Below are 23242 nucleotides of genomic sequence, written 5' to 3' on the forward strand. Positions count from 1 at the left end.
GCTGACCGATCGGGCGGACGCGACCGGCTCGGGCGGGAAGGCCAGCGAGGCGAAATAGGCCCAGATGTCGCGGTCCTCGGTGCCGGGCAGCAGGATCACCTCGGCCCGCTCGACGCCGCGCCCGGCCCGCCCGACCTGCTGGTAGTAGGCGACGGGCGACTGCGGCGCCCCCACGTGGACGACGAACCCGAGGTCGGGCTTGTCGAACCCCATCCCGAGCGCGCTCGTCGCCACCAGCGCCTTGATCTTGTTGTTGAGCAGCGCCTCCTCGGCGGCGAGCCGCTCGTCGGGGTCGGTCTGCCCCGAGTAGGCGGCCACCTCCAGCCCCTGGTCGCGCAGGTAGCCCGCGATCTCGTGGGCGGCGGCCACGGTGAGGGTGTAGACGATGCCGGAGCCGGGCAGCTCGCGCAGGGTCTGGCCCAGCCACGCCAGCCGCTGCTCGGCCGTCGGGAGCCGCACGACGCTCAGGTGGAGGCTGTCGCGCTCCAGGGGGCCGCGCAGGACGAGCGTGTCGCTGTCGTCGGTGCGCAGGTGCTCGGGCAGCCGCATCTGCTCGGCCACGTCGCGGGTGACGCGCGCGTTGGCGGTGGCGGTGGTGGCCAGGACAGGGATGCCGGGCGGCAGCTCCTCGAACAGGGTGGCCAGCCGGCGGTAGTCGGGCCGGAAGTCGTGCCCCCAGTCGGAGATGCAGTGGGCCTCGTCCACCACGACCAGGCCCGCGCTCTCGGCCAGCTCGGGCAGCACGTTGTCGCGGAAGTCGGGGTTGTTGAGCCGCTCCGGGCTGACCAGCAGCACGTCGACCTGCCCGTCGGCCACCTGGCCGTAGATCTCCTCCCACGCCTCGGGGTTGGCGGAGTTGATCGTGACGGCTCTGATCCCGGCCCGCTCGGCGGCGGCGATCTGGTTGCGCATGAGGGCCAGCAGCGGCGAGACGATGACGGTGGGCCCCTCGCCCAGCTCCCGCAGGAGGGCGGTGGCCACGAAGTAGACGGCCGACTTGCCCCAGCCGGTGCGTTGCACGACGAGCACCCTGCGCCGGTCGACGACCAGGGCCTCGATGGCCGACCACTGGTCGTCACGGAGGCGGGCGTGGTCGCCGGCGAGGGCCCTGAGCCGGGTCTCGGCCTCTTCGCGCAGCATCTCCGCATCGGGGGCGTCAATCATGCCCTCCTTGTTACCAGCTCCCTCCGACTTTTTCGCGCGCGGCGGTTTTATTCCGAGCCTCTTTTACGGCAGGCCGCGCCCACCGCCACCCGCCGCACAGGGCTGAGGGCCTCCAGGAGCACGGCCGCTGACCGGATGGTGGCCGGGCGCCGTCACGCGCGAGTTCTCAGCCGGTGGCGACGAGTGGCCCGGCCGTCGTCGTCTCCCCTGGTGGCTTACTGATGGTTGCTGGTGGCCTACTGGTGCTCGGGGAAGGCGTTGATCGTCACCCGGTGCATGATGCGGCGTTCGGTGTAGTCGGCGACCGCGTAGTGCTGGGTGGGCCTGTTGTCCCACCAGGCCAGGGTTCCGGGACGCCATTTGAGCCTGCACTGGTACTCGGGCGACCTGATGTGGTCGATCAGGAGCGGCAGCAGGGCCTCGTTCTCGCGGTCGGTCAGCCCCACCAGGCGGGTGGTGGAGGCGCGGTTGACGAACAGGGCCTTCCTCCCCGTCTCGGGGTGCGTCCGGACGACCGGGCGCTCGATCGGCGGCCATTTGGCCTGGACCTCGGCCAGGTCGAAGGGGTGGCCCTTGGAGATCGCCTTCTTCATCGACATCGTGATGTCGTGCACCGCCGTGAGCTCGTCGCACAGCCGCTGGATCGACGGCGACAGCGTCTCGTAGGCCAGGTAGGTGTTGGCCCAGCAGGTGTCGCCGCCCACGCTCGGGAGCTGAACGCAGCGCAGCAGCGAGCCCATCGGTGGCGTCGGCTCGAAGGTGTTGTCGCTGTGCCACTCGTCGCCGCCCTCGCCACGGGGGCTGGTCTGGTCGAGCACGTGGATGGGGCTGTCGCCGTCCCGCTTGAACGCCGGGTGGTTGAGCGTCCCGAAGTTCAGCGCGAACTGCAGGTGCTGCTCGTCGTCGAGGCCCGTCTCGCGGAAGAACAGCACCAGGTGCTTGAGCCAGCCGACCCGCAGGGTCTCGACCTCCTCCTGGGAGAGCGGCTTGCGCAGGTCTACCCCGGTGACCTCGGCGCCGATGTGCTTGGTCACGGGATGGAATTCGATCATGACGCCTCCGGAAAGGGGGATATGTCCGAACGTAATACCCAAGCAATTGCTTGGTCAAGGATGTCTGGCGGCGATGATGTCGCGGGCACTCGACTTTCTTCGGCACAATGTTCGACATGGCCCGACGTACGACTGCCCCCCCACCAGAGGACTTCGAGGAGCGGATCGTCGACATCGACGTCACCTCCGAGATGCGCACGAGCTATCTCGAGTACGCCTACTCGGTGATCTATCAGCGCGCCCTGCCCGACGCGCGCGACGGTCTCAAGCCCGTGCAGCGGCGCATCCTCTACTCGATGAGCGAGATGGGCCTGCGTCCCGACCGGGGCCACGTCAAGTCCTCGCGCGTCGTCGGCGACGTGATGGGCAAGCTCCACCCGCACGGCGACACCGCGATCTACGACGCGCTCGTGCGCCTGGCGCAGCCGTTCTCGATGCGGCTGCCGCTGGTCGACGGCCACGGCAACTTCGGCTCGCCCGACGACATGCCCGCCGCCATGCGCTACACCGAGGCCAGGCTGGCCCCGGCCGCCATGCTGATGGTGGAGTCGCTCGACGAGGACACCGTCAACTTCAAGCCCAACTACGACGGCCAGGAGACCGAGCCCACGGTCATGCCGTCGGCGTTCCCCAACCTGCTGGTCAACGGCACGGCCGGCATCGCGGTCGGCATGGCCACCAACATGGCGCCGCACAACCTGACCGAGGTCGTGGCCGCCGCCCGCCATCTGATCAAGAAGCCGGACGCGACGCTCGACGAGCTGATGCGCTTCGTGCCTGGCCCCGACCTGCCCACGGGCGGCTCGATCATCGGCCTGCAGGGCATCCGCGACGCGTACGAGACCGGGCGTGGCACGTTCCGCATGCGCGCCAAGTGCACCGTCGACCAGATCACGCCGCGGCGCAAGGGCATCATCGTCACCGAGCTGCCCTACAACGTCGGCCCCGAGCGGGTCGTCTCCAAGATCAAGGAGCTGGTGACCAGCAAGAAGCTCCAGGGCATCGCGGACCTGAAGGACCTCACCGACCGGCACAAGGGCCTGCGCCTGGTCATCGAGATCAAGAACGGGTTCATCCCCGAGGCCGTGCTGGAGGAGCTCTACCGGCTGACGCCGATGGAGGAGACGTTCGGCATCAACAACGTGGCGCTCGTCGACGGCGAGCCGCGCACGCTGGGCCTGCGCGAGCTGCTGCGCGTCTACGTGGAGCACCGCCTGGACGTCGTGCGCCGCCGCTCCGAGTACCGGCGCCGCAAGCGCGAGGAGCGCCTGCACCTGGTCGACGGCCTCATCATCGCGCTGCTCAACATCGACGAGGTCATCCAGGTCATCCGCTCCTCCGACGACTCCGCCCAGGCGCGGGCGCGGTTGATGGAGGTCTTCGACCTGACCGACATCCAGGCCGCGTACATCCTCGACACGCCGCTGCGCCGCCTGACCCGCTACGACAAGCTGGAGCTCGACCGCGAGAAGGAGACGCTGACCGACGAGATCGCCGAGCTGACCGGCATCCTGTCCTCCGAGGCGCGCCTGCGCCAGGTCGTCTCGAACGAGCTGGCCGACGTGTCCAAGAAGTACGGCACACCACGCCGCACGGTGCTGCTGGAGTCGTCGGGCGCGCCGCGCACCCCCACGGTCGAGCTGCTGGTGGCCGACGACCCGTGCCTGGCGATGCTGTCGTCCACGGGGCTGCTGGCCCGCACCTCCGACGCCTCGCCGCTGTCCCCCGACGGCGACCGGTCGGCGCACGACGTGCTGGTGTCGGTGGTGCGCACCTCGGCCCGCGGCGAGGTCGGCGTGGTGACCTCGGCGGGCCGGCTGATCCGCGTGCCGGTGGTCGACCTGCCGACGCTGCCGCCGTCCGCCAACCCGCCGTCGCTGTCGGGCGGGCATCCGGTGTCGGAGTTCGTCTCGCTCGAACCCGACGAGACGGTCGTCGGCCTCGGCTCCCTCGATCCCGACGGCCCCGGCCTGGCGCTCGGCACCGCGCAGGGCGTGGTCAAGCGCGTGGTGGCCGACTATCCGGCCAACCGCGACGACTTCGAGGTGATCACCCTCAAGGAGGGCGACCACGTGGTGGGCGCGGTCGAGCTGACCTCCGAGGCGCACGACCTGGTGTTCATCTCCTCCGACGCGCAACTGCTGCGCTACCCCGCCTCTCAGGTACGGCCCCAGGGGCGTCCCGCGGGCGGCATGGCCGGCATCCGGCTCGACGGGGCGGCCAGGGTGATCTGGTTCGGCGTGGTGGATCCGTCGCTGCCGGCCCAGGTGGTGACGGTGGCGGGCACGTCCACCGCGCTGCCCGGCACCCAGGTGGGCGGCGGCAAGGTGTCCGACTACACCGAGTTCCCCGCCAAGGGACGCGCCACGGGCGGGGTGCGGGCGCAGCGCTTCCTCAAGGGCGAGGACGTGCTGCTGCTGGGCTGGGCCGGTCCGGCGCCCGCCAAGGCGATCTCGTCGGTGGGCAAGCCGGTGCCGCTGCCGGACGAGATCGGCCGCCGGGACGGGTCCGGGGTGCGCCTCACCAACACCATCGGCGCCATCGGCGGCGCCATCGCCTCCGGCCCCCTGGAGTCCGGCGGCGGTGCGGGCGGATCGGGTGAGGCGGAGGACGAGGAGCAGCCGCTGTTCTAGCGGGTACCCGGTGACATCCGGGCCCGGCCGCACGACGGCCCGGGTCCGGCGTCTCCCCGGCCGAGGGGGGCGAGAATCCCGCGCACGGCTGCGGCGCGGTGCTCGCGTGCATGTGGGCGGGTCGGACGCCGACGACATCGGCAACCACCAGAGCGGCGGCTGGACGATCACCTGGCAGGGCTTCTCGGGGGGTTCACCTGGTTCCCGCTCGGAGGCTCAGCTGCCGATCAACGTCGGTGACGCGTCGTACGATCCCCTCTACCCGTACGGGCAGAGCCTGCGGACGATCCTGCCCGCGACCTGGCTGAAGGCGGCCCATGACCGCCTGGCGGACGCGTACGCGCAGGACGACGCGGTCGTGCCGGCGACCAGGAGCCGTCCCCGAACGTCCCCATAGCCGTCCCTGGACGTCTCCGCAGCCGTCCTGGACGTCTCGCAGTCGTCCCTCAGACGTCCCTGCAGAGGCAGAACGTGTGCCCGGCCGGGTCGAGGAACACCCGGAAGCTGTCGTCCTCACTCGGCTGGTGCTCGTGCTTGGTGGCGCCGATCTCCAGCACCTGCGCCTCCGCCTTGTCCATGTCGTCGATCGTCACGTCGACGTGGATCTGCTGCGGCCGGTCCGCGCCCGGCCAGACCGGCGGCCGGTAGTCGTCCACCCTCTGGAACCCCAGCCTGGCCGGCGGCCCCCCGTCGGTCACGATCGCCCACTCCTCGTCCGACCCCTCGTGGACGGGCCAGCCGAGCAGCCGGGAATAGAACCGCGCAAGCTCCAGCGGATCGGGACAGTCGAGCACCGTCGTGCGGAACTTCGCGATGCCACTCATACGCCTACCTCCAGGACCGTTATTTCAGCAGGACCGTTTTACCGGCAGCCACCGACAAGAAGCGATCGGGCAGCGGCGACAATGGGACCATGGCTGCCAACTCGTTCATGGTCCCTCTTGGTTCCCCAGCGCCCGACTTCGACCTGACCGCCATCGACGGCGGCAGCGTCTCGCTCGCGGACCTCAAGGGCTCACCCGCCACTCTCGTGGTGTTCCTGTCCAATCACTGCCCTTACGTACGGCACATCGAGCACGGTCTGGGCGCCATGGCAGCCGACTACGGCTCCAGGCTGTCGGTCGTCGCCATCTGCAGCAACGACAGCGTGAACTACCCCGACGACGACGCGACACACCTGGCCGAGCAGGCCGCGCGGGCCGGGTTCACCTTCCCGTACCTGCTGGACGAGACGCAGGAGACCGCCAAGGCCTACCGGGCGGCGTGCACGCCTGACTTCTTCCTGTACGACGGCGCGTTCAAGCTGGCCTACCGGGGCGAGTTCGACGGCGCCCGGCCCTCGAACGACGTGCCGGTGACGGGCGCGTCGCTGCGGGCGGCGATCGACGCGCTGCTGGCCGGCGACGAGGTGAGCCGGACCCAGCAGCCGTCCATAGGCTGCGGCATCAAGTGGAAGCCGGGCAACGCCCCCGCCTGACGCCGGAGAGCCGCCCGACGCGGAGCGCCGCCTGGCTCGCCGGAGCCGCCTGACGCGGAAGAGGCCGGTCAGCCGGTCGGAGGCTAGGCGGAGGCCGTGACGGCGGGAGGCAGGGCGAGCAGGAGCTCGTGCGGCTCGCCCCCCTCCCAGCTCCGGACGAGCCGGTTGCCCTGCTCCCCCGCGTCGAACCCGTCGCACCCCAGCGGCCCGTAACACCCCGCCTGGTCCAGCAACGCGATCAGCGGGTCGTCGTCGGGCAGTCTGGAGGCGTACGCGGCGGCGTCGAGCAACGCCAGGGCGACCCTCGCGTTGCGGCCGTCGTCCCGGGTCTCCACACGGTCCAGACGGCGCCGGGCATGGGCGCGCAGGTACGCGGCGAGCGATTCGGACCTACTCACGACAACCATCCTCGGTCACACAGTGGGGTTCACCCACCGAATTTCCTACTGTGGGCTACGACATCATCACGCAAAGTAAGTAGTGATCGTGGGACGTTGACCAGATCGAGCCGTGTCGCCACCCCGGAAACCATGAGGAAGCGGCCGTGGGGGATCATCTGTCACATGAGTGCGTTCGACGACTTGCTTTCGGCCAACGTGAAATATGCCGCCAAATTCAAGAATTCTCGGTTGACCGGACGGGCGGCACGCGGGCTCGGGGTGGTCACCTGCATGGATTCACGTATCGACCCTCTGGGACTGCTCGGCCTGAAGCCGGGTGACGCCAAGATCCTGCGGAACGCCGGCGCGCGCGTCACCGACGACGTCCTGCGCACGCTCGTCCTGGCGGTCTACCTGCTCGGGGTCGAACGTGTCCTGGTGATGCCCCACACCGACTGCGGCATGTCCAAGGTCACCGACGGCGACGTGCACGAGCTCACGCAGCGGCACGGCGTGGACTCCCGCAGCCTGGAGTTCCACACCGTGCCGGACCAGGACGCGGCGCTGCGCCACGACCTGACCCGCATCACGTCCTCCCCCTTCCTGCCGCCGGGCCTGCCGGTGGGCGGCGCCATCTACGACGTCCACACCGGGAAGCTGCTGCCGGTGGAACTCGCCTGAGACGCCCCGGGGCCGAGCCCGGCCAGGTTCGGTCCCTGGGGATCGCCCAAGCACTGGCCAGGCGCCGTCAGCGTCGAGGCCGGCCCAGGCGTGCCCGGCGCCGTATTCGACGTCTGCCTGGGCCCAGCGCATCCCCGATCCCGAATCCAGGCCGGCGGTCCGGCACGCGCGAGAAAGCGCGACTGCGGCACCAGCTCCGAGGGCGGTACGCATTCCTGGCCGAAAGGAATATGGTGCCGAAGTTAATAGAGCGTGAAACGATCGTCACCATTGATCCGGTCACCGGCTTGGATAGGGGCATTGATGCTAAATAGTCGCGAAATAGGCGACTTGACCGAACTATCCGAGGGCGATCTGCGGCTACAGGGGCCGACGGTGCTGCGCCTGCTGGTGGGCGCGCATCTCCGCCGCCTGCGCGAGGCGTGCGGCATCAGCCGCGAGGACGCCGGCTACGCCATCCGGGCCTCCCATTCCAAGATCAGCCGCATGGAGCTGGGCCGTACCAGCCTCAAGCACAACGACGTGGCCGACCTGCTCACCCTGTACGGCGTGCGCGAGGCCGAGCGCTCGACCGTGCTCGCCCTGACCGAGCGGGCCGGAGCCGGCGGCTGGTGGCGGGACTACCGCGACGTGGTGCCCGACTGGCAGGAGGCCTATCTGGGGCTGGAGCAGGACGCGGCGCTGATCCGCACGTACGAGGTGCAGCTGGTCCCCCAGCTGCTGCAGACGGAGGACTACGCGCGCACCCTCCTCACCCTGGGGCGGAACGAGCCGGCGGAGCACGTCGAGCGGCAGGTCGCGGTGCGGATGCGCCGCCGGCGGATCCTGGACCCGCCCGCGAACCGCAAGCTGTGGGTGGTGATGGACGAGGCCGCGCTACGCCGCCGGGTGGGCGACGCGGCGCTGATGCGCGCCCAGCTGGAGCACCTGCGACAGGTGGCCGAGCTGCCCCATGTCACCCTTCAGGTGCTCACGTTCGGCGCCGGCGGCCATGTCGGCAATGTCGGGCCCGTCACCATGCTGCGCTTCGCCGAGACCGCGCTGGAGGACGTCGTCTATCTTCAGCGGCTCACCGGCGCCCAGTACCTCACCAAGGGGCCGGACGTGCTCGCCTACCGGGACCTGCTGAACAGGCTCGTCGTCCTGGCCGAGCCCGCGACGGCGACCCCCGCCGTGCTGCGCCGGATCAGCGCCGAGTTGTAACGCTCACAGCTTGCGCGCTCACAGCTTGCGCCCTCACGGCTTGCGCGCCACGCCGCACAGCGCGTCGACGTCGTCCAGGGAGCCGAACGGGTCGGGATCCGGACGCCACTTCGGGAGGGAGACCACGCCCGGCTCCACCAGCCGCAGGCCGTCGAAGAAGGCCGTGAACTCCTCGGGGCTGCGCAGGTTGTACGGCACCGCCCCGCTCTGGTTGTAGTCCTCCTGCGCCTGGTCGAGCGCGGCGCCGGTGACCAGGTTGATGCCGTCCCACAGGGCCAGGTGGCTGCCGGACGGCAGGGCGTCCATCAGCCGCTTGACGATCGTGTGCGGCCCGTCCGCGTCGCTCACGTACCCGACGATGCCCATGAGCATGAGGGCGACCGGCCGCTGGAAGTCCAGCGTCCGGGCGGCTCCGGCGAGGATCGTGTCGGGATCGTGCAGGTCGGCGTCGATGTAGTCCGTCGCGCCTTCGGGGGTGCCGATCAGCAGCGCGCGAGCGTGCGCCAGCACCAGCGGGTCGTTGTCGACGTAGACGACGCGCGACTCCGGCGCGGCCCGCTGGGCCAGTTCGTGGGTGTTGTCCATGGTGGGCAGGCCGGTGCCGATGTCGAGGAACTGCCGGATGCCCGCCTCGCCGGCCAGGTGCCGGACGATGCGCGCCAGCAGATGGCGGGACAGCTGCGCGATGCGCACGATGTCGGGGAACTGCTCGCGGAACTGGTCACCGGCCTGCCGGTCGGCGGGATAGTTGTCCTTGCCGCCGAGCCAGTAGTTCCACATGCGCGCCGAATGCGCCACGCTCGTGTCGATCCCCGGCGTGGGCCGCGGCGGGTCGTTGGACAGTTCAGGCATGAAGGGCCTTTCTCCTGGCGCACCTGAGAGCCATTCCCACCTATCGTCCTACATTTACTCCCACCTTTAGCAAATCCGACTTTGAGGGACATTTCCCGTAGCGGACTGTGCCTAGTTCGCCGGGCGGGAGCGCATTTGTTCGACCTCGTCACTGAACACGGACTGCGTCCGGTTCATGAAACCGGCGATCAGCTCCAGCTCCTCGTCGCTGTACTCGGTCAGCGACGCCCGCCAGGCCTTGAGCAGCGGCGTGAACACCGGAGCCACGTCCACCGCGGCCCGCTCCAGCACGAGCGACACCACGACCTTGCGCCGGTCGGCCCCGTCACGCTCGCGCCGCACGTAGCCGACGGCCTCCAGACGGTCGATGACCCCGGTGACGGACGCGGTCGTGATGCCCGCGCGCCGCGCCAGCTCACTGGCGGTCAGCGCCCCCTCGCTCAACAGGTTGAGGCAGTGGAGATCCGTGGTGTTGATGCCGATCCGTCCCGCGGCCGCCTGGCCCATGGAGACCGCCAGCACGTTGGTCTTGCGCAGCGCCTCCAGCAACTCGGTCACCAGCGCCGCACGCTTTGACATCGGGCATCAAACTCCTTAATATCCCTAATATCTAGGAAAACTAGAGACAAGCTTCTCTAGCCACTAGCTTATCGAAGGGAGACAGTGATGAAGGACATCGTCATGCGCCTGTACGACGAGGTGCTGAACGAGGGCAGGCTCGAAGTAGCCGACGAGATCATCGCAAGCACCCTCTCCACGGCCCCCGACCGGCCGACCGGCCCCGAGAGCGTCAAGCAGATCGCGCACCACATCCGCTCGGCCCTCCCGGACATGCACTTCGACGTCCAGGACATGATCGCAGAAGGCGACCGGGTCGCCACAAGATGGGTCCTGACGGGCACCCACAAGGGCATGTTCTTCGGCGCGCCGCCGACGGGCAAGCCCTTGCAGGTCCGGGCCTGCGTGATCTTCGAAATGGAGAACAACAGGATCACCGCCCTCCACCCGACCCTCGACACCAGCTCCCTGCCCACCGCCTGACCGCCCTGCCTGATCACGTCACCTGACCGCCCCGTCTCACGAATGGGGCAGAGCCGGTCTCACCGTCTCGTCACGGCGCTCAGCCGGTGAACCGGAGGAGCGTCTCCCTGGACAGACGCCGGCCCCGCACCGCGGGTGGGGCCGGCCCATGCCTGCCGTACAAGGGCGTCTCATGACAAGCCGCACCACCGACCGACCTCCACCACACCCGATCGGCCGTCAGGAGACGGCCTCATAGGCGGTGATGATGACGTCCAGGGCGCGGGCGTCGCCCAGGGTGCCGGTGTCGAGCATCTGGTTCATCACGTACGCCACGGTCATCCGGGCGTTGAAATCGACCACGACCACCGAGCCTCCCCACCCGCCCCAGAAGCACGTACGCGGGTTCGGCAGCCACCCGGTGTGCAACCCGTAGCCCATCCCGTACCGCATCCGGGCCCCCAGATAGCGGTCCACGCCGCTGTACTGCTCCTCCAGGGCCCGTTCGCACCCTGCCTCGGACAGGAGCCGCACCCCGCGCGCCGTCCCTCCACAGGCCAGCACCGACTGCACGGCGGCGACGGAACGCGCGTTGCCGTGGCCGTTCGCGGCGGGGATCTCGGCGCGCCGCCACCCCGCCGTGTTCGCCTGCTCCGGCCGCATCACGGGATACCCGGACAAGCCACCCCGCGCCGCTGGCGAAGCACCGCGCTGCGAGGCGTCCTGGGACGGCGTGCCGTGAGACGGATCGTCCTGGGACGTGACATCGCGAGACGAGGCGTCCTGGGGTACGGCGGCGCGTGGGGAAGCGTCCTGTGACGCGACGCCGGGCGAAGAGCTGAGCCTGGAGCCAGGCTCAGGAACAGGCGAAGACACGGGCTCAGGGACGGACGCAAGGCCGGGCGAGCGGGCGGGCTCAGGGTGGGGCGAGGGGGCGGGCTCAGGGACGGACGACGGGCTGGGGGAAGGATCGGGCGGCGGGAGGACGGCGGCGACGCGGTGGTGGTGTTCGTCGGCCAGGCCGATGTGGAAGTCGGCGCCCAGCGGCCCCGCCACCTCCGACGCGAAGAACTCCCCCACGCTCCGCCCCGACACCCGCCGCACCACCTCACCCACAAGGAACCCCTGGGTGAGCGCGTGGTACCCGGCCTCCGTGCCCGGCTCCCAGCGCGGCGTCTGAGCCGCCAGCCGCGTCGTGGCCTTGTCCCAGTCGTACAGGTCCTCGACGGTCAGCGGCTCGTCCCAGGCGGGCAGGCCGGCGGTGTGGGAGAGCAGGTGACGCACCTGTACGCGTTCCTTGCCCGCGGCGGCGAACTCGGGCCAGTACGCGGCCACGGGCGCCCCCAGGTCGAGCTCACCGCGGTCGGCCAGGATCAGCGCGCACAGCGCCGTCATCGTCTTGGTGGTGGACCAGACGTTGGTGATCGTGTCACGCTCCCACGGGACGGTCCTGGCGGCGTCCGCGTACCCGCCCCAGAGGTCGACCACCGGCTCCCCGTCGACGAACACCGCCACCGACGCGCCCACGTCCTCCGCCCCGAGCGAGGCCGCCAGCGCCTCCCGCACCCCGCCGAACCGGTCGTCGCACGCCCCGTGGATCTCCGTCATGCCGTGATGCCCCTCACGCCGTGACCTCCGTCATGGCCAGAACCTGAACCGTCATGATCGGAACTTAGCCCGCCACGACCGCACCGGGCCACCCGTCACGCACGCCCCGTCGCCCGTGGCGCGTCACCAAGCGCGCCTGACCCGTCGCCCATCAGGGCGTGGGGTCAGGCGTCGCGGGTCAGACGTCGCGGGTCAGGCGTCGATGTGGTCGCGGTCGACCTCGGCGGCGCTGTTGACGATGAACTCGCGCCGTGGCGCCACGTCGCTGCCCATGAGCAGACCGAAGATGTTCTCTGCCTGCTCGGCGTCCTCGATGCGCACGCGCCTCAGGATCCGGTGGCGGGGGTCCATGGTGGTCTCCGCGAGCTGGTCAGCGTCCATCTCGCCGAGGCCCTTGTAGCGCTGCACCGGGTCCTTCCAGCGCTTGCCGCGCCGCTCCAGGTCGCGCAGCACCTTGTGCAGCTCGGCGTCGGAGTAGCAGTAGATGTACTTGTCCTTGCCGCGCCCCGGGTTGGTGAGCTCGATGCGGTGCAGCGGCGGCACCGCGGCGAACACGCGCCCGGCCTCGACCATGGGCCGCATGTAGCGGTGGAAGAGCGTCAGCAGCAGGCAGCGGATGTGGGCGCCGTCGACGTCGGCGTCGGCCATCAGGATGACCTTGCCGTAGCGGGCCGCCTCGATGTCGAAGGAGCGGCCGGAGCCCGCGCCGACGACCTGGATGATCGCGGCGCACTCGGCGTTCTTGAGCATGTCGCTCACGGACGCCTTCTGCACGTTGAGGATCTTGCCGCGGATCGGCAGCAGCGCCTGGAACTCCGAGTCGCGGGCCAGCTTGGCGGTGCCCAGCGCGGAGTCACCCTCGACGATGAACAGCTCGCTGCGGTCCACGCCGTCGCTGCGGCAGTCGACCAGCTTGGCCGGGAGCGCGGAGTTCTCCAGCGCGCTCTTGCGCCGCTGGTTGTCGCGGTGCTCGCGGGCGGCGATGCGCGCCTTGGCGGCGGCGACGATCTTCTCCAGCACGGCGCGCAGCGGCTGCTTGTAGCCGCGCGGCGGGTTGGTGAACAGCTCCTTGAGCTCGCGCGAGACCACGTGGGAGACGATGCGGGTGGCCGCCGAGGTGCCCAGCACCTCCTTGGTCTGGCCCTCGAACTGCGGCTCCGGCACGCGGACGGTCACGACGGCGGTGAGGCCCTCGGAGATGTCGGAGTTGTTGACCGGGTCGTCGCCGTTCTTCAGCAGGCGGGTCTCGCGCAGCAGCTCGTTGAGCGTGCGGGCCAGGCCGCGCTCGAACCCGGTGAGGTGGGTGCCGCCCTTGGGGGTGGCGATCACGTTGACGAACGAGCGGACGGTCGACTCGTAGCCCTTGCCCCAGCGCACGGCCACATCGACGGTGAGCTCGCGCTGCACCTCGGTGGGCGTCATGTGGCCCTGGTCGTCGAGCACCGGGACGGTCTCGTGGAAGTGGCCGACGCCCTGCAGCCGCAGCACGTCGCAGACGGCCTCGTCGCGGGCCAGGAAGTCGGTGAACTCCGAGATGCCGCCCTCGAAGTGGAACTCGTCCTCGATCCGCTCCTCGTGCCTGCTGTCGATGACGGCCAAGGTCAGGCCTGGCACGAGGAAGGCGGTCTGGCGCAGCCGCACGTGGATCTCGTCGAGCGAGACCTCGGCGTCGGGCAGGAAGATCTGCTTGTCGGCCCAGAAGCGCACGCGGGTGCCGGTGACCTTCTTGGGCAGCTTGCCGCCCTCGCGCAGCCCCGACTTCTTCCTGAACTTGGCCGTCGGCCCCTCGCCGTCGAACACGCCGGGCACACCGCGCCGGAAGCTGATCTCGTGCACGCGCCCGTCGCGGTCCACCTCGACGTCGCAGCGCGCGGACAGGGCGTTGACCACGGAGGCGCCGACGCCGTGCAGGCCGCCGGAGGCGCCGTAGGAGCCGCCGCCGAACTTGCCGCCCGCGTGGAGCTTGGTGTAGACGAGCTCGACCCCGGCCAGGCCGCTCTTGGGCTCGACGTCGACGGGGATGCCGCGTCCGTTGTCACGCACCTCGATGGAGCCGTCGGGGTAGAGCTCCACCTCTATGCGCGAGCAATGGCCGGCCAGGGCCTCGTCCACGCCGTTGTCGACGATCTCCCACAGACAGTGCATGAGGCCCCGGCTGTCGGTCGACCCGATGTACATGCCAGGGCGCTTGCGCACCGCCTCCAGGCCCTCAAGCACCGAAAGGTGACGAGCCGTGTAACCCGCCTCCACTAGCGTCACTCCGGCTCCCCTGGTCTACGAGTCGAACACGTGTACGTAGTCGAACACGTGTGCGTAGCTTACCGTTCTTCCCCTACGCACGCGTACAAGCTTGCCATGGCGACACGTTTGGTGTTACCAAGCGGCTGATCAGCATTACTTTCGGCCACATTCCGCTCTCGGCGTAGCGGGGCGGTGATTGGGAACGTCCACGTCCGGTTAGATGTTGTTCCAAGTGACTGACGCCAGATCCTCGCTTCGGCGGGGGTGACCCGAAAGGCGATACGTGACTGGAGCTCTCGCCCCCGTTAAGCCGCTGACGGCCCTCGACCGCTGCGACCGCTGCGGCGCCCAGGCATACATTCGCGCGACCCTGCCCGTGGGTGGGGAGCTGCTGTTCTGCGCTCATCACGGGCGTCAGCACATCGCGGCACTGCGTGAAAAGGGCGCCGACATCCTGGACGAGTCGGCTCGCCTCAGTGAAACCCCAACGATGGCCCCCAACGACGAGCGCTGACCCGCGCTGGTCGTGATGAGATAACAACATATAGCTCTGAGCCGAACGGCGGTCCTGGCATGCCCGGGCCCGCCGTTCGGCTTGTCCGCCCCTCTGCTCGTCTGCCCGGTCTGCTTGCCTATGGGCTGGCGCGACTCAGGGACAAGGGTTTCCGCTCTGGGCACCCGCCTGTTCTGGGCACCGGCCTGTTGGTCCGGCGCAAGGTCAGCCGTTCCACGGCCGGTCCGGCTGCTCGTGGGGGGTTCAGCGCGCACGGTAGTGGTAGCCGCCGCGCGCCTCGAATCCCTCGCTCCTGTAGAGCCCCTGGGCGGCCGCGTTACGGCCGGTGACGCTCAGGTAGGCAGACCGCGCCCCGCTGCGCCGTAGAAGCTCTCGGAGCACGCTACGGGCCAGTCCACGGCGCCGGGCCTCCGGCAGGGTCGCCATGCAGTAGATCCCCAGGGTGTCCCCTTGCGGCACGCCCCGTCCCACGGCGACGGCCCGGCCGTCCTCCTCGACGGCGGCATAGAGGGCGGGCACTCCGGTGCAGATCTGTTCGGCCGCCGGCATCCCGTCGTCGTAGCGTCCGTCCACGGCCCACCAGCTCTCCATCCACGCGGGCCAAGGCGACCTCTCGACCCGCACGGCATGTCCGGCCGGGGCCACGTCACAGCTGCCCACCATGAGCACGGTCGGGTCGACGACCTCATATCCCCGCGCGTCCAGAACGTCGTCGAGCCCCGCCAGAGCCCCCGGCCCTACCGAGAAGACGCTCCGCTCGCCCTTGCCGGCGTAGAACGCCTCGGCGGCCTCGATGGCGCCGGTGAGGTCGGCGGGCCGTCCGAGGGGAAGCACGGAGTTGGCCCGCTTGGTGACGCCTCCGGCATAGCGCAGAACCCAGCCGTCGTGGTCAACCCGCTCGTAGGCGGGCCAGGCTTCGTGAACAAGCAGGTCAAAGTCCATCAAAGCACCCTAACCAACGGTCAAGAGGGCCCACGGTGACGGCCGGCGACCCCGTGTGTAACGGCGACCGGCCACGTGCGGGCTCAGCGGGCGTCTTCCTGGAGGTCCCCGGCGGTGTGCGGCGGGTGGCGGTGGGGGCGGCTTGCCGTACAGGGGCGAAAAGGGCGCGGGCGACTCGCCGCACAAGCACGCGGCGGAGGCGACTCACCGCACAGATGCGAAGAGCAGCGGAAACGGCTCGCCGCACGCACGCCGAGGGCAGCCGGAACGGCTCGCCCTGCAACTCGTCCCGCAAGTCGAGATCCTCCGGCCGGGGGCGGGGTACGCTGCGGCGTGCTGATTTTGCTGCCGCCGTCGGAGGGGAAGGCCGGAGAGGGCGCCGGCCCGCCGCTCGGAGAGCTCTCCTTCCCCGCACTGGACAGGTCGCGCAAGCGCGTGCTCACCGCGCTGATCAAGGCCTCGAAGCGACGTAACGCTCTGGAGGTGCTGGGCCTCTCGCCCGGGCAGGCCGAGGAACTGCCCAAAAACCTGGAACTCCAGACCGCCTCCACGCTGCCGGCGGCCGATCTGTACACCGGTGTCCTGTACGAGAAGCTCGGCCTCGGCACCCTCTCCGACGACGCCAGGAAGCGGGCCGAGGACTCGCTGCTGATCTTCTCCGGGCTCTGGGGCGTGCTGCGGATCACCGACCACGTGCCCCCGTACCGGCTGTCGATGGGCGTCACACTGCCCGCGCTGGGCGGGCTGGCGGCGTTCTGGCGGCCGAAGGTGTCCAAGGAGCTGGAGCGCCTGCCGGGACTGGTGGTGGACCTGCGTTCGGCCACGTACGCCGCCGCCTGGCAGCCGGGCGAACGATCTGTGGCGGTACGGGTGTTCCGCGACGGCAAGGTCGTCAGCCACATGGCCAAGGCCACCCGCGGCGAGATCGCCCGCACCCTGCTGGAGACCGGCGCCGACCCCGCCACGCCCGGTGAGCTGGCCGAGGCGCTCACCGGGTACGGCTACGAGCTGGACCTCACCCCACCGGCCCGCGCCAACCGCCCGTGGACCCTGGACGTGCACGTCAGCGACTGAAACGCGCCGTTCAGCGGCCGAATGCCGAGGCGTGTTCCCTGGCCCAGGTGGCGAACGTGCGGCCGGGCCGTCCGATCAGCCGCTCCAGGTCGCCGGTGATCTCGCGGGGAACGCCGTCGCACGACCGCCACCAGTCCAGCAGCGCGTCCGCGATGGGCCCCGGCACGTGCTCGGCCATCTCGGCCTTCCACTCCTCACGGGAGACCTGGCGGACGGTGATGTCCCGCCCGGTCTCCCGGCGAAGGACGTCGATCTGCCCGGCGAACGTGATCGACTCCGGCCCGGTCAGCGTGTACGCCCCGCCGCCCAGCCCGGGGTCGGCCAGCACGGCGGCGGCGGCCTCGGCGAGGTCGGCCTCGTGGACGGGGTCGTCGCAGGCGTCCGGGTAGGGCAGGCTCACCGGCGTCCCGGCCTTGATCGGCCACGACCAGGCCAGCGCGTTGCCGGCGAACGACCCCGGCCGCAGCAGCGTGCTCCGCACGGGAGCGGCGGTCAGGGCGCGCTCGGCGTCCAGATGGGACCGGCCCAGCGGGCTCGCCGAGGCGTCCGGCGACAGCACGGAGGACGAGGAGAGCAGCACGACGTGCTCCACGCCGGCCGCGATCGCCTCCTTGACGAAGGCGTCCGCGTGCGACGGCTCCGCGTAGAGGAACACCGCGCCGACACCCGCCAGAGCGGCCGGGAAGGTGGCCGGGTCGGTGAGGTCGCAGGCGGTGATCGACGGATCGTCCGGACGACGGGAGGCGGCCCGGACGGGCAGCCCGCGCTCGCGCAGGACGGCGATGAGCCGGGTGGCCACGCTGCCGCGTGCGCCGGTGACAAGGATGGTCATGTCTGGCCTTTCAGGGGCGATTTGCGAAGGGGACGCGTGAAGTGAGGACGTTCGTTCGAGGTGGTCACATGCCGGCTGACCAGCGGGTCGGCGACTGCGCGACCCGGCTCCGCACGTCCGCTCGGCTCCCGTAGAATGGAAGCGCGACACAGAGATTGCGTCACACAATATTTGCGCGACACAGGTAAATGTGAACCATGGGGCGGCCTCATGTCAAACCGGGCGGAAACGCTGAAGCGGATCCTCGACGAGAGCCAGCGGCACTACGCCGCGTACGTGCTGTTCAACCAGGCACTGGCCGACCATCTGGGGATCCACCCCACCGACCTGCAGTGCGTCGCGTTGCTGGATTTGGAGTCGGGGGCGGTGAGCACCGGTGAGATCGCCCGCCTGACGGGCCTGACGCCCGGGTCGGCGACCCGGCTGGTGGATCGGCTGGAGAAGGCCGAGCTGGTGGTGCGGCACGCGGACCCGGCGGACCGCAGACGCGCCCTGGTCACGCTGGCGCCCTCCGCGCGGAAGCGGATCGCCGCGGCCTGGGAGACCCCGGGCACGGCGTTCGGGGAGGTGCTGGAGCGCTACGAGGACGCGGAGCTGGACGTCATCGCCGACTACCTCCACCGCGCCGCCGACGTGGGACGCGCCCAGGCCGAGCGCCTCGCCGGCGGGGACGCGTGACCGGCATGGCGGACGCGATCTTCGAGCACCCGCGGCTGGTCTCGGTGTACGACGCCCTCGACCCCGACCGCGGCGACCTGGACGTGTACGCGGCCGTGGCCGACGAGCTGGGCGCCCGGAGCGTTCTGGACATCGGGTGCGGCACGGGGACGTTCGCGCTGCTGCTGGCCTCTCGGGGGCTCCAGGTGACCGGCGTCGACCCGGCTCTGGCCTCGCTCGACGCGGCGCGGGCCAAGCCGGGCGCCGACCTGGTCCGCTGGCTCCACGGCGACGCGACGTCCTTGCCGCGGCTGCGGGTGGACCTGGCCACCATGACCGGAAATGTCGCCCAGGCGATCGTGGAGCCGCGCGCTTGGGACGGCACCCTGCGCGGGGCCTTCCACGCGTTGCGGCCCGGCGGGCACCTGGTCTTCGAGACCCGCGATCCGGCCGCGCGGGCCTGGCTGGGGTGGAACCGGGCGCAGACGTACCAGGCCGCCGAGGTTCCCGGTGTGGGCGGGGTGGAGCAGTGGACCGATCTGGTGGACGTCAGCGGGCCGCTGGTGACGTTCCGCGGCACGTGGGTGTTCGCGGCGGACGGTCAGGTGCTGACGTCCGACTCGACGCTGCGCTTCCGCGAGCGCGACGAGGTCGAGGCGGCGCTGATCGCCCACGGGTACGTCGTACGGGAGGTCCGCGACGCGCCCGACCGTCCCGGCCTGGAGTTCGTGTTCGTCGCGTCCCGCCCGGACGAGTGAGCCACCCGGCAGCGCGCGGCCACCCGTGCCCTGACAAGGGCCGAGCCCCGCACAGTGACCTGTGGGGGCTCGGCGTCAGTCGACCAGCTGTCTAGTCCAGGTAGTCGCGCAGCACCTGGGACCGCGACGGGTGCCGCAGCTTGGACATCGTCTTCGACTCGATCTGCCGGATGCGCTCCCGCGTCACCCCGTAGACCTTGCCGATCTCGTCCAGCGTCTTCGGCTGCCCGTCCGTGAGCCCGAACCGCATCGACACGACGCCCGCCTCCCGCTCCGACAACGTGTCGAGAACGGAGTGCAGCTGCTCCTGGAGCAGCGTGAAGCTGACGGCGTCGGCCGGCACGATGGCCTCGGAGTCCTCGATGAGGTCACCGAACTCGCTGTCGCCCTCCTCGCCGAGGGGGGTGTGCAGCGAGATGGGCTCGCGGCCGTACTTCTGGACCTCGACCACCTTCTCGGGGGTCATGTCCAGCTCGCGGGCCAGCTCCTCCGGCGTGGGCTCGCGGCCGAGGTCCTGCAGCATCTGCCGCTGGACGCGGGCCAGCTTGTTGATCACTTCGACCATGTGGACCGGGATGCGGATGGTCCGCGCCTGGTCGGCCATGGCTCGGGTGATCGCCTGCCGGATCCACCACGTGGCGTAGGTGGAGAACTTGTAGCCCTTGGTGTAGTCGAACTTCTCGACCGCGCGGATCAGGCCCAGGTTGCCCTCCTGGATCAGGTCCAGGAACAGCATGCCGCGCCCGGTGTAGCGCTTGGCCAGCGAGACCACCAGCCGGAGGTTGGCCTCCAGCAGGTGGTTCTTGGCCCGGCGGCCGTCCTCGGCGATCCACTCCAGCTCGGCCCGCACGTCGACGGGCAGGCCCTCGGTCTCGCCGCCCCCGAGCTGCTCCTCCGCGAAAAGGCCCGCCTCGATGCGCTTGGCCAGCTCGACCTCCTGCTCGGCGTTGAGCAGGGGGACCTTGCCGATCTGCTTGAGGTAGTCCTTGACCGGGTCGGCGGTGGCGCCCGCGGCGGCCACCTGGGCGACCGGCGCGTCATCGTCATCGTCGGAGAGGATGAGGACCTCGTCCTCGGTCTTCTCCGCGGTGGCGGCCGCGGCGGCGGCGTCGGCGGCCTTGGGCTCGTCGTCGGTGTCGTCGTCGGACTCGGTGTCGCCCTCGGACTCGGAGTCGCCCTCGGCGACGATCTCCTCGTCATCGACCTCGATGTCTTCGAGGTCCTCCAGCTCGACGTCTCCCTCGAGCTCAAGGTCCTCGTCGTCGTCGACGCCCTCAGAGGTCTTCGGCTTGGTCTCGGCAGGTCCAGCGCTCTCCGGCTGGGCCTTCTTGGCGGGCGCGGCCGCCTTCTTCGCCGCCGGAGCGGCCTTCTTGGCAGGAGCCGCCTTCTTGGGGGCGGGCTCGGCTTCAACGGCGCCCACGACCGCGGTCACGGTCTCAGGCTGCTGCTCTTTGGCGGCCGCTGCGGCCTTGGTCTTGACGGGGGCAGCGGTACGGCGCTTTGCTGGACCACGAGACTTTTTCGGCGCAGCCGAATCCGCGGCGGTCACCACCACGGTCACGCCCTCTTTGCTGAGGTTCCGCAAGAATGCGGCGGCGTGCGACATGGGGATGTCCGCCTCCTCGAAGGCCTGACGGACATCCTCAGACTCGAGGAAACCCTGCGAGCGCCCACGCTCGAGCAGTCGCTGAATGACGGGCTCGTTCAGCTCTTGTGGCTTCGAGCGAGTCGAACTTGCAGGCGACACGAACACCTCTCGAACGAACGCGTGGCGACAATGGACCCAGATGCCCGCTGGGGGCTGTTGCCTCTCTCGGAGAAGGATGAGGCCGTGCGGATCGCGACGGACCTGTCCAGCATTCTGACACGACCTCGCACTCCATACGGCCACCTCCCGGCGGTTGACCTCCACCCTAGGCCGACCCGGACAGTAGTGCGTACGTAAGCGCGGCACCGATACCCGAAAGCAACCGTTATGACTGATTCATTCAGTCACTCTTCGTGGCGGGCGGCACGTGGATGGCCAGGGCGGTAACGTCATCGTCTTGTTCATATCCAGACAACATCCGGTCAACCAGGAAGTCCAACAACATGTGCGGACTTCCCACCACCTCAGGCGGCGCTTCGGTCACAACATTGCAAATCTCTGCGAGTCCGGCATCCAGCCCGCGCTTCCGGTTCTCCACCAAGCCGTCCGAGTAGAGGACGGCGGTGTGCCCGGGCGGCACCACGAACCGGAACTGCCGGCGACTGGTCGGCCAGCCCAGCGGAGTGCCGGGCTCGGCGTCGCAGAGGACCGCGGTGCCCTGGGGTGAGACCAGGACGGGCGGCGGGTGGCCGGCCATCGCCAGCGTGCCCTCGCCGGTCACGGGCTCGACCACCATGTACGCCAGCGTCGTGACCTGCTCTTCTTCCTCCGTGGCCTCGAAGACCCTGTCGAGCCCCGTGAGCACCGCGGCGGGCGGCGGGTTGGTCAGCGCCAGGGCGCGCATGGCGTTGCGGATGCGGCCCATCCCGGCCGCGGCCTTGACGCCCTTGCCCATGACGTCGCCGACGACCGCCGCGACCCGCCCGTCCTGCAGGACGAAGGCGTCGTACCAGTCGCCGCCGACCTGGACGTGGCGGCTGCCCGAGCGGAAGCGCTGGGCCAGCACCAGGCCCTTGACCACCGGCAGGCGGTCGGGCAGCAGGCTGCGCTGCAGCGTCTCGGCGGTGCGGTGCTCACGCTCGAACAGCGTGGCCCGCTCGACCGCCAGCGCGCACTGACCGGCCAGCGCCTCCAGGAAGACGCCGTCCTCCTGGGAGATCTTCTGCGGCCGGGTGAAGGAGAAGCGCAGCGCGCCGAGGGCGCGCCCGGCCGCCAGCAGCGGCAGCCCGACCCACGCCTTCTCGTCACTGTGCGTGAGATAATTCGCCAGAACTTGTTCGTCTCCGCCGGCTTCGAGAAGCTGGGCCTTCAGGCTCACCGGAGACTCGGCGAAGACCGGCCGGCGGCTGTTGACCGCCATGGTCATCACGCTCGAACTGGACAGTGGGATCTCCTCGCCGAGGGTTCCCGACGCCTCGGGCACGCCCTCGCCGTTGATCAGCTTCAGCGCCGCCCTGTCGGTGTCGAGCAGGGCCACGGCCGAGCGGTCGGCGGCCAGCGCGGTGCGGCCGACGTCGATGATGACCTGGACGACCTGCTCCACCGTGAGCGCCTCGGCCAGCATCGCGGTCGCGCCCTGCAGCCGCGCCGTGCGCAGCGCCGCCGCGCCGAGCTGGTCGGTCAGCCTGCCGCGCATCTCCTCGGCCTCGCGCTGCGGCGTCACGTCGGTGTTGGCGCCCACCCACTCGACGACCCTGCCGTGCCTGATGATCGGCACCGCGCGGACCTCGAAGTGGCGGTAGCCGCTGGCCCGGGTGCGCACGCGGTAGTTCCACTCGAACATGGTCCGGCCGCGCAGCGCCTCCTTCCAGGCCTCCTCGGTCTGCTGCCGCTCCTCGGGATGGACGGCCTCCAGCCAGCCGAGCGCGAGGTACTCCTCCAGCCCCTGGCCGGTGATGGCGCGCCACTGGGGCGCGTCCTCGACCACCGTGCCGGTCGGCGAGGTGATCCAGACGAGCTGGGACTGGGCCTCCACCAGCGAGCGGTAGCGCTCCTCGCTGCGGCGCAGGTCCTCCTCGATCTGGCGGCTCTCGGTGACGTCGAGGCCGATCAGCGCGATGGCCTTCAGCTCTCCGGCGTCGTCGTGGACCGGCGAGAACGACAGCGACCAGTGCCTGGTGTCGCCCTCGGAGGAGCGCACCCGCACGCGGCTCTCGGTGACGGGGGCGTCGCTCTCGATGACCGCCTGGACGGCGTGGGTGACGAGCTGGCTGAGGTCGGCGGTGAGCGTCTCGACCGGCGCGCGGCCGATGAGCCGCTCGGCGGGCACACCGACGACATCGGTGAACACGTCGTTGACCATCTGCACGTGGCCGGCGGCGTCGAAGAACGCGAAGGCGAACTCTGCCTCCGACAGCATGCCCTTGAAGAGGGCGGAGTCTGAGCCTGAATCCACGGCGTGATTCCTGTTGATCGATTTCTGGTCCAATTCCTCCACGAGGAACGACTCCCCCAGGCGGAGGGGCTGTTTTCGGGTGTGGGAGGACCGCCGTGCTCGGGTCGCGGC

22 protein-coding genes are annotated in these 23242 nt (G+C 70.1%); 10 read left to right on the top strand and 12 right to left on the bottom strand.

Features of this window, described 5'->3' with window-relative positions; genetic code table 11:
- Positions 1–1164: RecQ family ATP-dependent DNA helicase (locus tag KME77_RS02220; RefSeq protein WP_246609049.1), on the bottom strand; the 1164-nt coding region annotated here is incomplete at its 3' end.
- 236 nt (positions 1165–1400) lie between these two features.
- Positions 1401–2216: a TauD/TfdA dioxygenase family protein gene (locus KME77_RS02225; RefSeq protein ID WP_219461157.1), complete on the bottom strand. Its 816-nt coding sequence runs from the start codon at positions 2214–2216 to the stop codon at positions 1401–1403.
- Between the two features lie 116 nt (positions 2217–2332).
- On the opposite strand from KME77_RS02225, the gene KME77_RS02230 reads away from it, so the two are divergent.
- Together KME77_RS02230 and KME77_RS02235 are read left to right on the top strand one after the other, a co-directional pair.
- Positions 2333–4849 carry a DNA gyrase/topoisomerase IV subunit A gene (locus KME77_RS02230; RefSeq protein WP_372451116.1) on the top strand — a complete coding sequence of 839 codons (2517 nt, stop codon included), beginning with the start codon at positions 2333–2335 and terminating at the stop codon, positions 4847–4849.
- A gap of 106 nt (positions 4850–4955) precedes the next feature.
- Positions 4956–5246, top strand: a complete 291-nt coding sequence (locus KME77_RS02235; protein WP_219461162.1) for a hypothetical protein — start codon at positions 4956–4958, stop codon at positions 5244–5246.
- 49 nt (positions 5247–5295) lie between these two features.
- Here the strand turns inward: KME77_RS02235 and KME77_RS02240 are convergent, their stop codons facing one another.
- Entirely contained in the window at positions 5296–5673 is a 378-nt protein-coding gene (locus tag KME77_RS02240) for a VOC family protein (protein WP_219461164.1), read from the bottom strand.
- An 89-nt stretch (positions 5674–5762) separates the two neighbouring features.
- Here KME77_RS02240 and KME77_RS02245 point away from each other — a divergent pair, with 89 nt between their 5' ends.
- Positions 5763–6326 (top strand): thioredoxin family protein, encoded by a 564-nt coding sequence (locus KME77_RS02245; RefSeq protein WP_219461167.1) that lies wholly within the window; start codon positions 5763–5765, stop codon positions 6324–6326.
- Between the two features lie 83 nt (positions 6327–6409).
- On the opposite strand, the gene KME77_RS02250 is transcribed toward KME77_RS02245, so the two are convergent.
- Positions 6410–6724, bottom strand: a complete 315-nt coding sequence (locus KME77_RS02250) for a hypothetical protein (RefSeq protein ID WP_219461170.1) — start codon at positions 6722–6724, stop codon at positions 6410–6412.
- 165 nt (positions 6725–6889) lie between these two features.
- On the opposite strand from KME77_RS02250, the gene KME77_RS02255 reads away from it, so the two are divergent.
- Both KME77_RS02255 and KME77_RS02260 read left to right on the top strand, forming a co-directional pair.
- Positions 6890–7387 carry a beta-class carbonic anhydrase gene (locus tag KME77_RS02255; protein WP_219461172.1) on the top strand — a complete coding sequence of 166 codons (498 nt, stop codon included), beginning with the start codon at positions 6890–6892 and terminating at the stop codon, positions 7385–7387.
- Between the two features lie 330 nt (positions 7388–7717).
- The gene (locus KME77_RS02260) at positions 7718–8590 is read left to right on the top strand and encodes a helix-turn-helix domain-containing protein (RefSeq protein WP_246609050.1); all 873 of its coding nucleotides are present in this window, start codon (positions 7718–7720) and stop codon (positions 8588–8590) included.
- Positions 8591–8623: 33 nt separating this feature from the next.
- Here the strand turns inward: KME77_RS02260 and KME77_RS02265 are convergent, their stop codons facing one another.
- A complete protein-coding gene (locus tag KME77_RS02265; protein WP_219461177.1) occupies positions 8624–9442 on the bottom strand; it encodes an SAM-dependent methyltransferase in 819 nt (272 codons plus the stop codon).
- Positions 9443–9553: 111 nt separating this feature from the next.
- The gene (locus tag KME77_RS02270) at positions 9554–10021 is read right to left on the bottom strand and encodes a MarR family winged helix-turn-helix transcriptional regulator (RefSeq protein WP_219461181.1); all 468 of its coding nucleotides are present in this window, start codon (positions 10019–10021) and stop codon (positions 9554–9556) included.
- Between the two features lie 87 nt (positions 10022–10108).
- Between KME77_RS02270 and KME77_RS02275 the strand changes: the two genes are divergently transcribed.
- On the top strand, positions 10109–10483 hold the full coding sequence (locus KME77_RS02275; RefSeq protein WP_219461183.1) for an ester cyclase: 375 nt from the start codon (positions 10109–10111) through the stop codon (positions 10481–10483).
- Between the two features lie 219 nt (positions 10484–10702).
- Here the strand turns inward: KME77_RS02275 and KME77_RS02280 are convergent, their stop codons facing one another.
- Positions 10703–12070: a serine hydrolase gene (locus KME77_RS02280; RefSeq protein WP_219461184.1), complete on the bottom strand. Its 1368-nt coding sequence runs from the start codon at positions 12068–12070 to the stop codon at positions 10703–10705.
- A gap of 192 nt (positions 12071–12262) precedes the next feature.
- Positions 12263–14329, bottom strand: coding sequence for a DNA gyrase/topoisomerase IV subunit B (locus tag KME77_RS02285; RefSeq protein WP_219461186.1), 2067 nt, complete (start codon positions 14327–14329; stop codon positions 12263–12265).
- A gap of 265 nt (positions 14330–14594) precedes the next feature.
- Here KME77_RS02285 and KME77_RS28985 point away from each other — a divergent pair, with 265 nt between their 5' ends.
- A complete protein-coding gene (locus tag KME77_RS28985; RefSeq protein WP_308250509.1) occupies positions 14595–14825 on the top strand; it encodes a DUF7455 domain-containing protein in 231 nt (76 codons plus the stop codon).
- 243 nt (positions 14826–15068) lie between these two features.
- Here the strand turns inward: KME77_RS28985 and KME77_RS02290 are convergent, their stop codons facing one another.
- Positions 15069–15767, bottom strand: a complete 699-nt coding sequence (locus KME77_RS02290) for a GNAT family N-acetyltransferase (protein WP_219461190.1) — start codon at positions 15765–15767, stop codon at positions 15069–15071.
- A gap of 333 nt (positions 15768–16100) precedes the next feature.
- Between KME77_RS02290 and KME77_RS02295 the strand changes: the two genes are divergently transcribed.
- Entirely contained in the window at positions 16101–16841 is a 741-nt protein-coding gene (locus tag KME77_RS02295) for a YaaA family protein (RefSeq protein ID WP_219461192.1), read from the top strand.
- A 10-nt stretch (positions 16842–16851) separates the two neighbouring features.
- On the opposite strand, the gene KME77_RS02300 is transcribed toward KME77_RS02295, so the two are convergent.
- Entirely contained in the window at positions 16852–17673 is an 822-nt protein-coding gene (locus KME77_RS02300; protein ID WP_219461193.1) for an NAD(P)H-binding protein, read from the bottom strand.
- A 210-nt stretch (positions 17674–17883) separates the two neighbouring features.
- On the opposite strand from KME77_RS02300, the gene KME77_RS02305 reads away from it, so the two are divergent.
- Both KME77_RS02305 and KME77_RS02310 read left to right on the top strand, forming a co-directional pair.
- Positions 17884–18351: a MarR family winged helix-turn-helix transcriptional regulator gene (locus tag KME77_RS02305; RefSeq protein WP_219461196.1), complete on the top strand. Its 468-nt coding sequence runs from the start codon at positions 17884–17886 to the stop codon at positions 18349–18351.
- Between the two features lie 5 nt (positions 18352–18356).
- Positions 18357–19088 (top strand): class I SAM-dependent methyltransferase, encoded by a 732-nt coding sequence (locus KME77_RS02310; RefSeq protein WP_219461211.1) that lies wholly within the window; start codon positions 18357–18359, stop codon positions 19086–19088.
- A gap of 91 nt (positions 19089–19179) precedes the next feature.
- Here KME77_RS02310 and KME77_RS02315 read toward each other — a convergent pair whose 3' ends face one another.
- The gene (locus KME77_RS02315; RefSeq protein WP_219461200.1) at positions 19180–20835 is read right to left on the bottom strand and encodes an RNA polymerase sigma factor; all 1656 of its coding nucleotides are present in this window, start codon (positions 20833–20835) and stop codon (positions 19180–19182) included.
- Between the two features lie 241 nt (positions 20836–21076).
- Entirely contained in the window at positions 21077–23131 is a 2055-nt protein-coding gene (locus KME77_RS02320; protein WP_219461205.1) for a SpoIIE family protein phosphatase, read from the bottom strand.
- Positions 23132–23242: the final 111 nt, after the last annotated feature.

The organism is Nonomuraea rhizosphaerae (assembly GCF_019396405.1).
GTDB classification, from domain to species: Bacteria; Actinomycetota; Actinomycetes; order Streptosporangiales; family Streptosporangiaceae; genus Nonomuraea; species Nonomuraea rhizosphaerae.

What these genes read in the sequence shown, in the direction of transcription:
- KME77_RS02225 (WP_219461157.1), bottom strand. Translation starts at nt 2,216, where the DNA reads ATGATCGAATTCCATCCCGTGACCAAGCACATCGGCGCCGAGGTCACC.
- KME77_RS02230 (WP_372451116.1), top strand. Translation starts at nt 2,333, where the DNA reads ATGGCCCGACGTACGACTGCCCCCCCACCAGAGGACTTCGAGGAGCGG.
- KME77_RS02240 (WP_219461164.1), bottom strand. Translation starts at nt 5,673, where the DNA reads ATGAGTGGCATCGCGAAGTTCCGCACGACGGTGCTCGACTGTCCCGAT.
- KME77_RS02245 (WP_219461167.1), top strand. Translation starts at nt 5,763, where the DNA reads ATGGCTGCCAACTCGTTCATGGTCCCTCTTGGTTCCCCAGCGCCCGAC.
- KME77_RS02255 (WP_219461172.1), top strand. Translation starts at nt 6,890, where the DNA reads ATGAGTGCGTTCGACGACTTGCTTTCGGCCAACGTGAAATATGCCGCC.
- KME77_RS02265 (WP_219461177.1), bottom strand. Translation starts at nt 9,442, where the DNA reads ATGCCTGAACTGTCCAACGACCCGCCGCGGCCCACGCCGGGGATCGAC.
- KME77_RS02270 (WP_219461181.1), bottom strand. Translation starts at nt 10,021, where the DNA reads ATGTCAAAGCGTGCGGCGCTGGTGACCGAGTTGCTGGAGGCGCTGCGC.
- KME77_RS02275 (WP_219461183.1), top strand. Translation starts at nt 10,109, where the DNA reads ATGAAGGACATCGTCATGCGCCTGTACGACGAGGTGCTGAACGAGGGC.
- KME77_RS02280 (WP_219461184.1), bottom strand. Translation starts at nt 12,070, where the DNA reads ATGACGGAGATCCACGGGGCGTGCGACGACCGGTTCGGCGGGGTGCGG.
- KME77_RS02290 (WP_219461190.1), bottom strand. Translation starts at nt 15,767, where the DNA reads ATGGACTTTGACCTGCTTGTTCACGAAGCCTGGCCCGCCTACGAGCGG.
- KME77_RS02300 (WP_219461193.1), bottom strand. Translation starts at nt 17,673, where the DNA reads ATGACCATCCTTGTCACCGGCGCACGCGGCAGCGTGGCCACCCGGCTC.
- KME77_RS02305 (WP_219461196.1), top strand. Translation starts at nt 17,884, where the DNA reads ATGTCAAACCGGGCGGAAACGCTGAAGCGGATCCTCGACGAGAGCCAG.
- KME77_RS02310 (WP_219461211.1), top strand. Translation starts at nt 18,357, where the DNA reads ATGGCGGACGCGATCTTCGAGCACCCGCGGCTGGTCTCGGTGTACGAC.